Genomic DNA, 14,058 nt, shown 5'->3' with positions numbered 1-14,058 from the left:
TTCATTTTAGAAGAATCTTGGTGATTTGTCATATCCTTTTCCTAATAAGTCCAGGTCAAATAGAAGTATAATTTCATGGGTTCCAGAATTAAACTGTCCTAAATTAGACAACGTATAATCGTAAGCATAACCAACTCTCAATGACGGTGTAACATTGATATTGAATAATGCACTTACAGAATCATCTATTCTATAAGCGGCTCCAAACTCAAATTTTTCGTTATACAAAACGTTGGCTGTAATGTCTAATGTAATTGGAGCTCCAACGACAAATTTGGACATAAATGCGGGTTTTAATTTCAGCCTGTCATTAACTTGAAAAACATAACCTGCAGTCAAAAAAGTGTGTATCGCTTCTGAGCCAAAAGCGTTTATTCCCGATTTTTCTTCAACATATTTTGATTTTAATAAATTAGGAACTGACAATCCTACGTACAAATTGTCTCTAAAATAATAAGCTCCTACACCAATATTAGGTTTGGTGGCGTTTATGTTTTCTGCGAAAGCAAAATCTGTTTGAGGATCTGCAAATCTAAATCCGTTAAAATTCGTCTGCATAGACGAAAATCCTGCTTTAAGTCCAAGCGACAGTTTGTTTTTTCCTCCTAAATTTAAAACATAAGCAAAGTCAGCATAAACATTGTTTTCTTTTTTTGCGCCGTCGCCAATATCATCAGAAATAAATGATATACCTGCTTCAACTTTATCGGTTATGGCACTGTGTGCAAAAAAAGTAAATGTTTTGGGAGCTCCAACTGCTCCAACCCACTGTGTTCTGTAAAGTCCCCCAAAATTCATCATTGCAGGAACACCCGTCGCATATGCGGGATTTACAACACTCATATTGTACATATAATGCGTATATTCTGGATCTTGTTGTGCGGAAATGGATGTTATATATAGAAAACTAATAAGAAGTATTATTTTTTTCATTTGAAAACTAGGTTAAATGATGTAAAAAGAAATTATCGATTCAGGTAAAGACGTCCTTGTTTAGGAGGTTTATTATCTTTATTGAAATTGATAATATAAAAATAGACTCCGTTAGCTGCTATTCCATCTCCAAAACCAGCCGATTCAGAATTTCTTCCATCCCAATTGGGTTTATTTATATTTCCTTTAAACATTACATTTCCATATCTATTGAAAATTTCAAGCGAATAATCTGGGTACAAAAATTCAATATCAGGAATCCTAAAAGTATCATTTACATTATCGCCATTTGGTGAAAATCCGTCAGGAATAAAAAAATCAAATTCTGCAACATCACAATCTTTTAGTGAGACTGCTACTTCTAAATAATTATCCGAAATACAATCTGTTATAGTCGACAAATCGTATCCATAATAAACAGCATTATGAACTAATGAAGTTGTTGATTTTAGCAGATTTCCATTTTCTTTGGCATCATACCAAGTAACGGTTGACGACACATTTGTTACTTTTGATAAATCTGAAATAGTTGGATTTTTCAAGCCGCAAAAATCTGCTCCACCAGGATTTAAAACTGGTGCCGGCGTATCGTTTATTACTATAGAAACTGTTGTTGGTGCTGATGTACAATTTGCAGCGGAAGTTTCTCGTACATAAAGACTTTCTGATTTTAAAAGGTAAGTATCTGCAAGCGGTGTTGTCGCTGCTGCCGAATTGTACCATTTGTACTGAGATCCGCGTGGTGATAAATTTGCAATTGTTGCACCGTCTACTTTGCAAAACGTTTGCGGATTACTTACCAGCGGCGCCGACGGAATAGGATTTATAATGAATGTATCAAAAATATTAGACAAATTAATATCACAAAATGTAACGGCGTTCATCAAATTACTGGCTAAAATTGTTGTAGAACCAGTATTTACAAGTAAACCAGCTGGAATAATAAAACTTGCATTTCCATTTACAACTTTTAAAGCAACAGTTTGCAATGTTGAAGTATTACTATCAGAAAGTGTATATGAAAGTACTGCATCTGTTAAGTTTCCTAATCCTGAAACTACAGCAGGAACGGGATCATTAAAACATACATTTTCTATTTGAATTTTTACTGTTACAGCATTTGGCAGCGGATTAATAATTAAATCTCCTTGAAGAAATACATTATTTGTACAACCAGTAACGGCATTTGTAATTCTGATTATAGTAATTTTTGAAACTCCGCTTTTAATATTCAATGCTGCTGGAATTTTAAAATTTGCTTTTCCATCTGCAACTATAAAGTTTGCCGTTTGTCCCGCAGCGGTATTATCTCCTGATAAATTGTATATAATAGTATATGGCCCATTGACTAATTGCACAATATTTGAAATATCTACTGAGGCGTCTTTGTTTTGGCAGGTAGGACTTGATGTTAATACTGCATTGTCTAAACGAGGCAGCGGATTAATCCTTAAGTCATAAAATAAATCACTGACAATATTTGCACAAGCTTTTCTACTTATGGTTGAAATAATATTGGTAACGGTCATTCTAAAAGTTCCGACTTGTCTAAAATAAGATGATTTTATCGGAAAAGAAACTTCTCCATTTACAAAGTTTGCCTTTATAGTTTCTGTGCCTCCATTTGGCCCAGAGACTACAAATGCAATTTCGTATTCTCCATCTGGAATTACCTGTGGACCTTGTGTAATTTTGGCCGAATATACTGCCGTCGTAATCTTGTCTTCGCAAATATCTGATTCTATAACAAGCTTTGCTCCTGTAAAATCAAGTTGTTTTTCGAGTACAATACTAATAACTGATGTTTCATCTGGACATATTATATTGTTAGGATATGCCAAAACGGTATAAGTGTAATTGTATGTTCCAGGTCCATTATTATCAAACACTTCTTGAAGATTGATGGTATTATCTTGAAATGAAGTTAAGCCAACACCTCTCCATTCTCCTCCGCTTTCTTCATTAGAAAGTAAGGTATGCAAATCTAAATCTGTATAACCTGCCAAACCAGTAGTTCCGCAAAGCACTAACTCTTGTCCTTCTCCTGCCTCGGGAGCTCTAAAAATTGTTACCGTTATTGTCGAGGTTGGAGCAATTGGTAAGCAAGCAATCACTGCTGGAACAGTGTACGTAAACTGAAATGATCCTTCTAATCCTGCAATTGGAATTGTTGAACCAACAGCATTTCCTTTACTATCTTTCCAAGTTCCGTTTGAATGTGGTCCCATTACCGTACTATTAAATGCGGTAAAAAGATTAAATGTTTTCTTAGAACTGCATACAGTAGCAAAAGGAGCCGGAACTCCTGCATACGCTCCTATTGTAATGGTTACAACTGCCTTATCATCTATACAGCCAGCTGCATTTGCAACGGTATAGGTATAATGATAAACACCGCCTTTTCTTATAAGTTGTCCGTTTAATTCGCCTGTGGCAGTGTTAAGCCCTTTTGAATTATCGTCATCTGTCCAAGTTCCGCCTGGAGTTGGTGTGCCGCCTAATAGAGAAAACAATGATATAGATTTGTAAACTGGATTGTAGATATCACAAATTACTTTTTGTGCATCATCTCCTGCACATTGTGCGTATATTTTTGAAGGTAAAATAAGTAAAAAAACAAAAAATAGTGGTATTTGTAAGAATTTAACGTAGTTTTTGATCATGTATTATTATTTTCGTTAAACATACAAATAATAAAACACTTGCCAAAAAAAACATAAAATTCTGATTAATTTTAATTTTCTATACAACTTTAATTAATCCAGAAAATAGAATTACAACTCATCTTCGAGCCTGAATCGAAATTTTAAAACAAGACTATTTCTCTCAACTTCTAAGTTAATAAATATATCTTCCTCTGATTTTAAAAGTTGATTTATCTGCTGTAGAGTAAGCCTATAAGGTCTGTCGCCATTAATACTAACGATAATATCTCCTTTTTGAAGTCCGCACTTTTCAGCGGCTGAATTTTTCCGAATATTTACAATTTCATAAACAGGTTTTAGTAAAAATTTGTATCTAAAATTACCACCGCCGCCGCTTTCGCTCTTCTCAACATCACTTACAGTTGAAACAACCTGAACTGTTTCCAGATGCACTGTTTCCTGAACCCATTGCAGACCATTATGTTGAACAGTAATTCCGCTTTTATTATAGGTAAACGGCTCACCGAATTTGTTGTTTTTTTTAAGATACATTTTATGGTCTGTATAATCCATTACCAAAGTAAATCTCTTTAAAATTTCTCCGCCTACAGAACCAACTCTTCCTGGAACCATCTTTACATTTCGAATAGATGTTGAATCAGGAAAAGCAACGATTGGCTTTTTAAAATTAAAATCGGCAATCGAAAAACTTTTAATTCTAGCACGATGACCTTCGATATCTCCGCTAAATCCTTTTCCTAAAAAATCAGGAAAATTCTTTTTGGGAAGCTTAATTTTACTGTTTTCAAAAACCCAAAAAGCATCACTATTACCAATATCAATAAGCAGCTTTGCAGGAATATCAGTACTATCAACAACAGCTGAAGCCTTAATATAAGGTTTAGATCTCTCTATTGTAATTGGAATTGCTTCAAACTTTTTATCCAGCTTTTTCTGAATCTCTTTTTTGTTGTCATAAACCGTAATTTTCTTTCTTACGTAATTCACTTCAACAATGTTGTTTTTAAAAAACTTATAGCCGATAATTCCATTAACGGGAATACCAATATGAGATGATAAATTAAAACCTTGATCTAAAATAACATACAACATGTGATTTTCTGATTTTAATCCATGTGTTTCTAATGTATTATTGGTTGATTTAAGTCCTTCTATTTCTTCTTCGGCACCAAGTCCTCTAAGTTTTATTTTCTGAACATTATTAAACTTAACTTGCTGCATTTCATCCATACTGAAAAGAATAGTTTCTTCAACACCAGAATCTAAAAGGAAATTAAGTTCTATTCCGTTTACTTTAATCGGAATAAAAATGAGGTTATTTATCAATTGAAAGGGAACAATTACCTTTTTACTATTGTTTTGAATTATGAAATTATCTTGAGCCAGCAGGTTAAAAGATAAGAATAACCCAAAAAACAACATAATATATTTTTTCATTGACAATATTTTATTATAAAATTACTAAATATATTTATAATTGTTACATTTTCATAAGTACTTGTATTGTTTACGTTAAATTCGAAAAAAAAATGCAAATTTGCACTTCAATAATAAATCTCATGCCAACAATTTCTAACAAAGGCAGAAACATGCCCGAATCTCCGATACGCAAGCTTGCTCCTTATGCTGATTTAGCAAAGCAAAAAGGACACAAAGTGTATCATTTAAACATTGGTCAACCGGATATCAAGACACCCGAAGTGGCCATCGAGGCGGTAAAAAATATTGACAGAACTATTATAGAATACAGCCCATCTGCTGGATATGAAAGTTACAGAAAAAAATTAGCACAATTTTACCAACGCCAAAATGTAAACGTTAACTCAGAAGACATCATTGTAACTACTGGTGGTTCTGAAGCCTTATTGTTTGCACTGGCCACAATTACAGATCCAGGAGATGAAATTATTATCCCTGAACCTTTTTATGCTAATTATCATGCATTTGCTTCTTCTACAAGTGCAACAGTAGTGCCGCTTGTTTCGACTATCGAAACGGCATTTGCATTGCCAAGTATCGAGGAAGTTGAAAAGTTGATTACTCCAAAAACAAAAGCAATTTTAATTTGTAATCCGGGTAATCCAACAGGATATTTATATTCAGAAACTGAAATTAAACAATTAGCAAGTTTAATTAAAAAGTATGATCTCTATTTAATTGCTGACGAGGTTTATCGTGAGTTTTTATACGATGGAGATGACATTCATTATTCTGTAATGAATCTTGAAGATGTACAGCAAAATGTAATCATGGTCGATTCAGTTTCAAAACGCTACAGTATGTGCGGCGCAAGAATTGGATGTTTGGTTACTAAAAACAAAGAAGTATTAGCAACGGTAATGAAATTTGCTCAGGCACGTTTAAGTCCGCCAACAATTGAACAAATTGCCTGCGAAGCTGCGATCGATACTCCGCAAAGCTATTTTGATGAAGTTATCTCTGAATACAAAGAACGTCGTGATACTTTAATCAATGAATTAAATAAAATTGAAGGCGTAATGGTTACCAAACCTAAAGGTGCTTTTTACTGCATTGCTCAATTGCCAATCGATAATGCTGATGATTTTGCCCAATGGCTTTTAGAAAGTTATGATTTAAATGGCGAAACCGTTATGGTGGCTCCTGCTGCCGGATTTTATTCTACTCCGGGAATGGGATTGAATCAGGTAAGAATAGCTTATGTGCTAAATAAAAAAGATTTAATCACTGCTGTGAATATTTTAAAAGAAGCTCTTTTAGTTTACAACAAAAAATAAAATCATAAAATACAATCCTTTTAAAAGACAATAACCATTTAAGTTATTGTCTTTTATGTTTTAATACAGTACTGATTTAGTTTTTATTTAAACTATATCTTAAAAGGATCGATTAAATAATAAAAACCATAGAAAAGGTTTCCTATTTATTAATTATCTTTACCGCCTTAAAAAGATATACCCATTATAATAGTAATTTTTAATGATAAACAACGAAGATTTTTTAGACGAAATAGGTGACAGTCATTTCAGCAGTAATGCAAAAAACCCTCTAAGAGAGGATGCTTTCGACTTAAGCGATGACGAAAAAATAGAAAAAATTAAAAAAGATGTTGAAAACATTCTTCAAACTCTTGGAATGGATTTAACAGATGACAGCATAAAAGGTACTCCAAACCGAGTTGCAAAAATGTTTGTAAAAGAAATTTTTGGAGGTCTTAATCCTTCAAGACAGCCAAAAGCTTCAACTTTTGACAATAATTACAAATACGGTGAAATGCTTGTTGAGAAAAACATTACTGTTTATTCTACCTGCGAACACCACTTACTGCCAATTATCGGACGCGCTCATGTTGCTTATATTTCAAGCGGAAGAGTTATTGGTTTATCAAAAATGAATCGTATTGTTGAATATTATGCTAAAAGACCTCAGGTTCAAGAGCGTTTAACAATGCAGATTGTTCAGGAACTTCAAAAAGCTTTAGGAACAGAAGATGTTGCCTGCGTTATCGATGCTAAACATCTTTGCGTAAACTCAAGAGGAATTAAAGACATCGAAAGCAGCACTGTAACGTCTGAATTTGGTGGAAAATTCAAAGATCCTCAAACGAAAAGAGAATTTTTAGACTATATTAAGTTAGAAACACAATTTTAGTTTAATCGGTAAAACGTTAATTTGTTTAATCGCTTTATCGTAAATAATGATTTTTGATTAAACAAATTAATAATTAAACAGAAAATAATGTACGTTTTTTCCTTTGAGAAACTAGAAGTCTGGCAAAATGCAAGATTGTTTATTTTGGATATTTATAAATTAACTAGTAAATTTCCATCAAATGAATTATTTGGAATAACTTCTCAAATAAAAAGAAGCTCATCATCAATTGCTACTAATATTGCAGAAGGAACCTCAAGGAATACAAACAAAGATAAAGCTCATTTTTTAACGATTTCATATTCATCTGCAATGGAAACTTTAAATCATTTAATTATTTCAAAAGATTTAAATTACGTATCAGAAATAGAATATGCAGCATCTCGAGAGAAGATTGAAAAAATCTGCAATCAAATTAATAGTTTAAAAAAGTATTATCTTTCAAAAGAATAAACATTTACACGATTAAACAAATAAACGATTAAACAGCAAGAATCAATATGTCTTTATATACAACGCAGCCACTAAAAATATACAACTCACTTTCGGGTGAAAAAGAAAGTTTCAAACCAATCCATGAAGGAAATGTTGGAATGTATGTTTGCGGACCAACGGTTTATAGTAATGTACATTTAGGAAACGTAAGGACTTTTATGTCTTTTGACGTTATTTTCAGGTATTTTCTACATCTTGATTACAAAGTTCGTTACGTTCGTAATATTACTGATGTTGGTCATATTGTAGATGATGTTGATGAAGGTGAAGATAAAATTGCTAAAAAAGCACGTATAGAGCAATTAGAACCTATGGAAATTGTACAGCGATATACTGTTGATTTTCATAACATTCTAAAAGCTTTCAACTTTTTACCGCCAAGTATTGAGCCAACTGCAACAGGTCATATAATTGAACAGATTGAAATTATCAAGAAAATTATCGATAAAGGAATTGGTTACGAAGCCAATGGATCTGTTTATTTTGACGTTGTTAAGTATAACGAAACCAATAATTACGGTATTTTAAGCGGCAGAAATATCGAAGATATGCTTGCTAATACTCGTGATCTTGATGGACAGTCAGACAAGAGAAACCCACAGGATTTTGCTCTTTGGAAAAAAGCAGAACCAGAACATATTATGAGATGGCCTTCGCCTTGGAGCGATGGTTTTCCGGGCTGGCACTTAGAATGTACAGCAATGAGCACCAAATATCTTGGAAATCACTTTGACATTCACGGCGGCGGAATGGATTTAAAATTCCCTCATCACGAATGTGAAATTGCTCAAAACGAAGCTTGCACAGGTCAATCGCCTGTTAATTATTGGATGCACGCTAATATGCTTACCTTAAATGGTAAAAAAATGGCAAAATCTACAGGAAACAACATTTTACCAGGTGAGATTCTAAGCGGTGAAAACAATATTCTAAGCAAACCTTTTTCAGCATCTGTAACACGTTTTTTCATGTTACAAGCACATTATAGAAGTATTCTTGACTTTTCTGATGATGCAATTGTTGCTGCCGAAAAAGGATACAAAAGATTAATGGAAGCTGTTGATTCTTTGTCAGAAATTAAAATCAGCACAACAAGCTCAATAGACATTGCTTCTTGGAGACAATTGTGTTATGATGCGATGAACGACGATTTTAATACTCCAATTTTAATTGCACAATTATTTGAAGCTGTTCGCTATATTAATCTGCTTAAAGAAGGAAAAGAAACAATTTCTGAAGATGATTTAAAAACATTAACTTCTACTGTAAATGGTTTTGTTTTTGATGTTTTAGGCTTAAGCAGTGAAAAAGGTACTGACGGCAACAACGACAAATTAGAAGGCACAGTAAATATGCTTATCGGAATGAGAAATCAAGCTCGTGCTGATAAGAATTTTGCTCTTTCTGACCAAATTCGCGATCAATTGATTGCTTTAGGGATTCAATTAAAGGACGGAAAAGAAGGTACTTCTTTTAGTATTTAAAAACGAAGTGTTCAGTAATCAGTTTAAAGTGTTCAGATTTAAACTGATTACTAAATACTGATCTCTGATTACGAATAATCATTGATTACTAAAAATATGTTTTCAAAAATTCTAATATATCCGTTTGTATTATTGGTACGCTTTTATCAAACAGCGATATCACCTTTTACGCCTGCTGCATGCCGATTTGAACCAACTTGTTCAACTTATATGATTCAGGCATTACAAATGCACGGATTATTTTATGGCGGATATTTAGGAATGAAACGGATTTTGAGCTGTCATCCTTGGGGAAGATCAGGTTATGATCCGGTTCCTGAGAAAAAATGCTCTCATAAACATTAACTTTAAATAAAGACTTACTCTGTTTTAAATATTTATTTTTACAAAAAACAAAAATTCTTAACATATGACACATGCCTTAAATATCATTTGGAATCCTTCAGAAGGAATAGATTTAGGATTCTTTATGATTCGTTACTACAGTTTAATGTTTGTAATTGCTTTTGGTTTAGGATGGTTTATCATGAAAAAGATTTTCGAACGCGAAAATGAACCAATTGACAAATTAGATTCTCTATTTGTTTGGACTGTTTTGGCTACTTTAATTGGAGCACGTTTAGGTCATGTATTATTCTACGATTGGGAATATTTTAGAAATCATTTACTTGAAATCTTTTTACCTGTTAAGTTTGAACCTAAATTTGAATTTACAGGATTTCAAGGTTTAGCAAGTCACGGGGCGGCAATTTCGATTATTATTGCGATGTACTATTACAGCAAAAAGATTCTAAAACGTCCATTATTATGGATTTTAGATCGTGTTGTTATTCCAGTTGCGAGCGGTGCTATTTTTGTTCGTTTAGGAAACTTCATGAATTCTGAAATCATCGGTCACGAAACTACATCACCTTTTGGTATTCGTTTTTTACACGACCAATTCAGCAAAGGTGAAGCTGTAAATGCTACACAAATCGCAAATCCAAAAGACGCTTACACTGCGATTGCAACAGATCCAAAATTTGCTAATTTATTAGCACAAGTGCCTGCAAAGCACCCAACGCAATTGTACGAAGCATTTTGCTATGTATTTGTATTTGCAATCTTATTTTTCTTGTACTGGAAAACTAATGCAAGACTTAAATCAGGGTATTTATTCGGATTGTTTCTAGTACTTTTATTTGTTGTCCGTTTTATAGTTGAGTTTGTAAAAGAAAGTCAAGGCGGTTTTGAGAACGAATTAGGCCTTTTCTCAACAGGACAATGGCTAAGTATACCTTTTATCATAATTGGTCTATTTTTCATTATTAGAGCACAAAGAAATCCTTTAGCTGCTTCGTAATTACACATAAAATATTCTCTAAATAAAAAGTCCAGTATTTAATAAATACTGGACTTTTTATTTATTGATAAAAGATTAAAACTTCATCTTCAACGCTTCTTTTACTTCTATGCATAAGTTGCCCTATTTCTTATCACGCCGGCATTTGAAATACATCTAAAGACAAATCTCATATCTAAATATAGCTTCTTCTATTTTAATGAAAAACCAAACGTTAAAACACACAAGCGCAACCTTTCCATTTTGTCTCTTTGCTCAAGAACAACAGCAGCTTTAAAAGTTCATTAGTAAAGTAATAATCCTTATTTCTAAATCCACTTCCGAAACCAAACTTTAAGCTAAATAAAATCAAGAACTACCTATATCTTTCTTTAGCATTATTAGCTTCTATACGCAAACATTCTAGTCATAACTTGCTACCTATAATAGCACAAAAAAAAAAAGATCCAGCTTTCACTGGATCTTTTCTAATATAATTTAAGCAATTAATTATGCTTTGTTATGCTTGTCTTCGATTGTGTGTTTCTCATCACTTGAAATCGTATCAACCAATACTGGTGTTGCGATAAATAATGATGAATATGTTCCTACAATAATACCTATTAACATTGCAAAGATAAATCCTCTAATAGATTCTCCACCAAAAATAAACATCGTTAATAACACAATGATCATCATTAATGAAGTATTCAATGTTCTTGATAACGTAGTATTAATAGAAGCGTTTACAATATCTTCGAAGCTACCTTTACGGTTTCCGATGATGAACTCTCTAACTCTATCAAATACAATTACAGTATCATTCATTGAGTAACCAATTACTGTAAGAATCGCAGCAATAAAGTGCTGATCCATTTCCATGTGGAAAGGCATGAATTTGTAACATAAAGAGTAAACTCCTAATACAAAGATTACGTCATGCGCTACAGCTGCAATCGCACCTAATGAATACTGCCATTTACGGAAAGAAACCATTAAGTATAAGAAGATAACTGCCATCGCACCAAGAACTGCCCAGTATGAATTTGTTTTAATATCTTCAGAGATAGATGCTCCAACTTTAGAAGCTTGTAAAACTCCAACTTTCTTACCATCAAAAGAGTTGATGAATTTATCGTAAGAAGTATTTGGGTAATACTTTTGTAATGCAGCATATAATTTTTGATTTACTTCTTCATCAATAGCTACACCATCTTCTTTAATTTTATATTTAGTAGTGATTTTCAATTGATCATCATCTCCTAAAATTTTTGCCTCAACCGGAGTTCCAAAAGCTGCAGATAACTCATCTGAAACTACTGTTGCATCGATTGGTTTTTCAAACTTAACTTGGAATGTTCTTCCTCCAACAAAATCAACACCTTCATCTAATCCGTTAACGAAGAAAATAGAAGTCAAACTTACAATTACAACAATTGAAGAGAAAATGTAAGTGAATTTTTTAACTTTAATAAAGTCAAAGTGGAAATTAGTAAACCAGTTTTTAGTAATATTTGTACAGAAAGTTAAATCAGCTTTTCCTGCAATATTTTTGTCAATAAAAATTCTTGCAATAAAGATTGATGTAAACAATGATGTTACGATACCAATAAGTAATGTTAAAGCGAAACCTTTAATTGGTCCTGTACCAAAGATAAACAAGATTGCTCCAGTTAAAACGTGTGTAACGTTCGCATCAATAATAGAACGCATTGCTCCGTGCCATCCGTAAGAAGCAACTATTGCTTCAGACAATGATTTACCATCACGTAATTCTTCTTTTGCTCTTTCGAATATAATAATGTTAGCATCTACTGCCGTACCTAATGTTAATACGATACCTGCAATACCTGGTAATGTAAGTACAAAACCAAAACTTGCCATAATTCCGAATAAGAATAATAAGTTCAATAATAAAGCTAAGTTAGCATACCAGCCCGCTTTACCGTAATAGAATACCATCCAAACACAAACTAATAAAAATCCCAATACAGCTGAAATTGTTCCAGCATCAATCGCAGCTTGACCTAAAGATGGTCCAACAACTGTAGATTGTACAATATCTGCAGATGCAGGTAATTTACCAGCATTTAAAACGTTTGCTAAATCTTTAGTTTCAGCAACATCAAAAGAACCTGTAATTTCAGATCTTCCACCAGCAATTGGTCCACTTGTAACACCAGGAGCTGAATAAACAATATTATCTAAAACAATAGCAATATAACCTTTTTGAGAAAAAGCTCTTCCTGTTAGTTCTTCCCAAACTTTAGCACCTTGACTGTTCATTTGCATAGAAACAGCTGGTTTACCCATTTGGTCAAAAGTATCTTTTGCATCAGTTACAACACCACCGCTCATAGCAGGAACGTTATCTCTGTTTCCTTTTAAAGCATATAATTCTACAGCTTCAACATCTTTTGCTTTTGCATCTTTTATAGTAGTTGGTTTGCTCCAAACAAATTTTGCATTGTGTTGGTCAGCAGCCAATAAAACTCTAATTTCTGGTCTTTTAAAATAACCGTTGATTGCAGCAGTATCTTTAGTAGCAAAATATCCTAAAACTGGACCGCCACCTTGAACAATCATTTTATCAAATAAAGGATTGTTTCCTTTTTTAGTATCAAGTGAATCTTTAGAATTATCAGTTAATAAAGCATTCAATGAATCTTTAACAACAGTTTTAGTTTCTGCTTTCTTAACTTCAGTCTTTTTTAAAGCTTCGTTTGCTGCAATTAAGAAGTTACCAACTTCTTCAATTTTGTAAGTTTCCCAAAACTCTAATTGAGCTTTTCCACCTAATAATTTTTTAATTCTATCAACATCTTTAGCACCTGGAAGCTCTACTAAGATTCTTCCTGTTTCTCCTAATTTTTGAATGTTTGGTTGTGTTACACCAAATTTGTCGATACGCTCTCTTAATACTTTATAAGCACTTTCAACAGACTCATCAACTTTTCTTTTGATTACTTTTTGAACTTGAGCATCTGTCATTTGAAAATCAACACCACCGTCACCTTGTAAACTTCTGTTTGCAAAAATATCAGGTGAAGCTAACTTTACAGTTCCATTTGAATTTGCTTCAAAAGCTTCAAAAAATTTATTTAAATAGGTCTTATTTCCTTCTACATTTGCACTTGCATCTGCTAAAGATTTATTAAATACTGGATTTTTAGAGTTGTTTGCTAATCCTTTTAAAACATCTTTAATAGAAATTTGAAGAATCACGTTGATTCCTCCTTCTAAGTCAAGACCTTTATTAAGTTGTTTGTTTTTTACTTCGTTATAAGTAAAATCCGTAAACCCAAGATTGAAAACTTTTTCTTTACCAATAGAATCTAAATATTTTAGCTCTTTATCAGGATTATCTCCTGCAAAAGCTTTAGCTTCACTTTTGACATTATTTGCCACAAAAGTGAATGATAGTTGGTAAATACTTACCAATGCAAATAGAATTGCGAAAAATTTAATAAGTCCTTTATTCTGCATTATTACTAAAAATTAATTATGTTTTATTGTTTGTTTTTGGTTC

At 32.7% G+C, this 14,058-nt stretch carries 10 protein-coding genes; 6 read left to right on the top strand and 4 right to left on the bottom strand.

The window, feature by feature from the left end:
- Positions 1 to 6: 6 nt before the first annotated feature.
- From NLG42_RS11860 to NLG42_RS11850, 3 genes are all read right to left on the bottom strand, one after another.
- Complete coding sequence (locus NLG42_RS11860) at positions 7 to 933, bottom strand: PorP/SprF family type IX secretion system membrane protein (protein ID WP_257683909.1); 927 nt, start codon at positions 931 to 933, stop codon at positions 7 to 9.
- A gap of 32 nt (positions 934 to 965) precedes the next feature.
- Complete coding sequence (locus tag NLG42_RS11855; protein WP_257683908.1) at positions 966 to 3,596, bottom strand: gliding motility-associated C-terminal domain-containing protein; 2,631 nt, start codon at positions 3,594 to 3,596, stop codon at positions 966 to 968.
- 111 nt (positions 3,597 to 3,707) lie between these two features.
- Complete coding sequence (locus NLG42_RS11850) at positions 3,708 to 5,036, bottom strand: PDZ domain-containing protein (RefSeq protein ID WP_257683907.1); 1,329 nt, start codon at positions 5,034 to 5,036, stop codon at positions 3,708 to 3,710.
- 122 nt (positions 5,037 to 5,158) lie between these two features.
- On the opposite strand from NLG42_RS11850, the gene NLG42_RS11845 reads away from it, so the two are divergent.
- The 6 genes from NLG42_RS11845 (at position 5,159) to lgt (ending at position 10,550) form a co-directional block, all read left to right on the top strand.
- The gene (locus NLG42_RS11845) at positions 5,159 to 6,355 is read left to right on the top strand and encodes a pyridoxal phosphate-dependent aminotransferase (protein ID WP_257683906.1); all 1,197 of its coding nucleotides are present in this window, start codon (positions 5,159 to 5,161) and stop codon (positions 6,353 to 6,355) included.
- A gap of 202 nt (positions 6,356 to 6,557) precedes the next feature.
- Positions 6,558 to 7,229 carry a GTP cyclohydrolase I FolE gene (gene folE / locus NLG42_RS11840; RefSeq protein WP_089059817.1) on the top strand — a complete coding sequence of 224 codons (672 nt, stop codon included), beginning with the start codon at positions 6,558 to 6,560 and terminating at the stop codon, positions 7,227 to 7,229.
- Between the two features lie 87 nt (positions 7,230 to 7,316).
- Complete coding sequence (locus NLG42_RS11835) at positions 7,317 to 7,682, top strand: four helix bundle protein (RefSeq protein ID WP_257683905.1); 366 nt, start codon at positions 7,317 to 7,319, stop codon at positions 7,680 to 7,682.
- Between the two features lie 47 nt (positions 7,683 to 7,729).
- Positions 7,730 to 9,208: a cysteine--tRNA ligase gene (gene cysS / locus NLG42_RS11830; RefSeq protein WP_257683904.1), complete on the top strand. Its 1,479-nt coding sequence runs from the start codon at positions 7,730 to 7,732 to the stop codon at positions 9,206 to 9,208.
- Positions 9,209 to 9,304: 96 nt separating this feature from the next.
- Complete coding sequence (gene yidD, locus NLG42_RS11825; protein WP_089055234.1) at positions 9,305 to 9,553, top strand: membrane protein insertion efficiency factor YidD; 249 nt, start codon at positions 9,305 to 9,307, stop codon at positions 9,551 to 9,553.
- Positions 9,554 to 9,617: 64 nt separating this feature from the next.
- The gene (gene lgt, locus NLG42_RS11820; RefSeq protein ID WP_129054387.1) at positions 9,618 to 10,550 is read left to right on the top strand and encodes a prolipoprotein diacylglyceryl transferase; all 933 of its coding nucleotides are present in this window, start codon (positions 9,618 to 9,620) and stop codon (positions 10,548 to 10,550) included.
- Between the two features lie 489 nt (positions 10,551 to 11,039).
- Here the strand turns inward: lgt and secDF are convergent, their stop codons facing one another.
- Entirely contained in the window at positions 11,040 to 14,015 is a 2,976-nt protein-coding gene (secDF, locus tag NLG42_RS11815; RefSeq protein ID WP_257683903.1) for a protein translocase subunit SecDF, read from the bottom strand.
- Positions 14,016 to 14,058: the final 43 nt, after the last annotated feature.

The organism is Flavobacterium plurextorum (genome assembly GCF_024638035.1).
In the GTDB taxonomy this organism is placed as follows: Bacteria; Bacteroidota; Bacteroidia; order Flavobacteriales; family Flavobacteriaceae; genus Flavobacterium; species Flavobacterium plurextorum.
This window is presented reverse-complemented; position numbering and strand designations above follow the sequence as displayed.

Coding starts and splice junctions, on each gene's coding strand:
- cysS (WP_257683904.1), top strand. CDS start 7,730: ATGTCTTTATATACAACGCAGCCACTAAAAATATACAACTCACTTTCG.
- yidD (WP_089055234.1), top strand. CDS start 9,305: ATGTTTTCAAAAATTCTAATATATCCGTTTGTATTATTGGTACGCTTT.
- NLG42_RS11845 (WP_257683906.1), top strand. CDS start 5,159: ATGCCAACAATTTCTAACAAAGGCAGAAACATGCCCGAATCTCCGATA.
- NLG42_RS11860 (WP_257683909.1), bottom strand. CDS start 933: ATGAAAAAAATAATACTTCTTATTAGTTTTCTATATATAACATCCATT.
- NLG42_RS11855 (WP_257683908.1), bottom strand. CDS start 3,596: ATGATCAAAAACTACGTTAAATTCTTACAAATACCACTATTTTTTGTT.
- secDF (WP_257683903.1), bottom strand. CDS start 14,015: ATGCAGAATAAAGGACTTATTAAATTTTTCGCAATTCTATTTGCATTG.
- lgt (WP_129054387.1), top strand. CDS start 9,618: ATGACACATGCCTTAAATATCATTTGGAATCCTTCAGAAGGAATAGAT.
- folE (WP_089059817.1), top strand. CDS start 6,558: ATGATAAACAACGAAGATTTTTTAGACGAAATAGGTGACAGTCATTTC.
- NLG42_RS11850 (WP_257683907.1), bottom strand. CDS start 5,036: ATGAAAAAATATATTATGTTGTTTTTTGGGTTATTCTTATCTTTTAAC.
- NLG42_RS11835 (WP_257683905.1), top strand. CDS start 7,317: ATGTACGTTTTTTCCTTTGAGAAACTAGAAGTCTGGCAAAATGCAAGA.